The following is a 1,954-nucleotide window of genomic DNA, read 5'->3' as shown; positions in this document are numbered from 1 at the left end:
GCACCGTGACGGTCGACCACCGCGGTGACGAGCTGGCCGTCAAGGTCGTCGACCGCGGCCGCGGGGGCAGCGTCGGAGGATCCGGGTACGGCATCGTCGGCATGCGGGAGCGCGTCGGGCTGCTGCACGGCGAGTTCAGCGCCGGGCCGCTCCCGGACGGCGGCTTCCGGGTGGCGGCCGTGCTGCCGATACCGGTGGAGGCGGGCCGGTGATCCGTGTCGTGCTGATCGACGACCAGCCGCTGATCCGTACGGGCCTGCGCGTCCTCATCGCCGACACCCCCGACCTGGAGGTGGTCGGGGAGGCCGGGAACGGCGCCGACGCCGTGGAACTGGTGGCGCGGCTGCGGCCGGACGTGGCCATCATGGACATCCGGATGCCCGGCACGGACGGGATCGAGGCCACCCGGCGGATCGACGCGGATCCGCGCTCGACGACCCGCGTCCTGGTCCTCACCACCTTCGACGACGACGAGTACGTCTACGGTGCGCTCCGCGCCGGGGCGAGCGGCTTCCTCGTCAAGGACCAGCCGCTCGAGTCCATCCTCGACGGAGTCCGGGTCGTCGCCGCGGGGGACGCCCTCATCGCGCCGAGCGTCACGCGCCGCCTCATCGAGGAGTTCGCGGCGCGGCCCGGCCCCTCCCCCGGCGTCGGTCCGGGGGGACGCCCCGGAGCCGGCCGGGCGGTGGCGGGCGGCGTCACGGACCGGGAGCGCGAGGTCCTGACCCTGGTCGGCCGCGGCCTGTCCAACGCGGAGATCGCCGGGGAGCTCACCATCAGCGTGGCCACCGCGAAGGCCCACCTCTCACGGCTCTTCACCAAACTCGACGCGCGCGACCGGGTCCACCTCGTGATCCTCGCGTACGAGTTCGGCCTCGTCGCGCCTCCGGGGTGAGGCCCGGACGGCGTGTGCGGCGTAGGCGGCGGTGCCGTCCGGCCCCGGTTGCGGCCTATGCGGCGGTGCCGTCCGGCTCCGTGGTCATGCGGGCCACGTGGAGCGCCAGGTAGGAGACCTCGTCCTCGCTCAGGTGCTCGCCCAGACGCAGCTCGACGATGGTCGCCAACTGCTGCGCGGTGCGGGTCGCCTCCGGGTAGTGCCTGCGGATGCCCTCGCCGATCGTGGTCTCGTGACCCTTCAGCTGCCGGTGCTGCTGGATGCGCACGAACAGGTAGCGCACGTGGGTGATGAACCGCGCCGCGCTCATGGACTCCTGGGACACCGACAGCCCGTACCGCTCCCGCACGACGGCGAGCATCTGCTGGATGACCCCGGTCATCGTGTACGTGAAGGACAGGTCGCCCGTGGCGAAGCCCGCGTTGACCAGGTGCAGCGCGAGCGCGATCGCCTCGGAGTCCTCCAGCCGCGGGTCCAGGCGCTCGTTGATCGCCTCCAGCAGGCGCTGCGCCTGGGCGTACTCGGAGGCGTACAGGGCCTGGACCTCCGCGCGCAGCGGGTACTCGATGACGATGCCGCGCGCGGCCCGGTCGAGCGCGCCGGTCACGTGGTCGGCGACGGCGATGGCGAGGGTCGGCCGGATGGACTCGCGTCCCTCGATGCCCGCTTCGTCGAGGGCGATCACGACGGCCCGCAGGACCTCCTCGTCGATGAGCGCGAGGACCTCGCTCAGGTGGTCGGGGTCACGGCCGTCCGCCGGGACGAAGACGCGCACGATGAGCGCGGGGTCGACGGGCTTGCCCTGCCGGGAGCTGAACCCGATGCCGCGCCCGGTGAGGATGACCTCCTGGCCCTTGTCGTCGCGCGCGAGGACCACGTTGTTATTGAGGACACGCAGCGCCTTCAACGCCTGCTCTCCTTCTCGTTCGCGGTCCGGTTCTGCCCAATGATCCCGCATTGTCTGGCACGCGTGCGCCACCCTCTCCCCCGAACCGGTCCGACGCGGGGGCGGATGACAAGGTGAGGCGTGCCTTCAGGGGAAGTGGGGTGGTGGTTGTC

2 protein-coding genes and 1 pseudogene are annotated in these 1,954 nt (G+C 72.3%); 2 read left to right on the top strand and 1 reads right to left on the bottom strand.

All coding sequences use genetic code 11. The features are described from left to right. Nucleotides 1–212 (top strand): annotated as a pseudogene (locus ACFWBW_RS38465) (sensor histidine kinase); the annotation flags it as partial. Further along, nucleotides 209–895: a response regulator gene (locus ACFWBW_RS38460; RefSeq protein ID WP_385383404.1), complete on the top strand. Its 687-nt coding sequence runs from the start codon at nucleotides 209–211 to the stop codon at nucleotides 893–895. The pseudogene ACFWBW_RS38465 and the gene ACFWBW_RS38460, both read left to right, overlap by 4 nt. A 55-nt stretch (nucleotides 896–950) precedes the next feature. On the opposite strand, the gene ACFWBW_RS38455 is transcribed toward ACFWBW_RS38460, so the two are convergent. Next, on the bottom strand, nucleotides 951–1,802 hold the full coding sequence (locus tag ACFWBW_RS38455) for a PRD domain-containing protein (protein WP_385383401.1): 852 nt from the start codon (nucleotides 1,800–1,802) through the stop codon (nucleotides 951–953). Nucleotides 1,803–1,954: the final 152 nt, after the last annotated feature.

Source organism: Streptomyces sp. NPDC059957 (assembly GCF_042730015.1).
Taxonomy (GTDB): Bacteria; Actinomycetota; Actinomycetes; order Streptomycetales; family Streptomycetaceae; genus Streptomyces.
The sequence above is the reverse complement of the archived record's forward strand: the minus strand, read 5'-3'. Positions and strand labels throughout refer to the sequence as shown.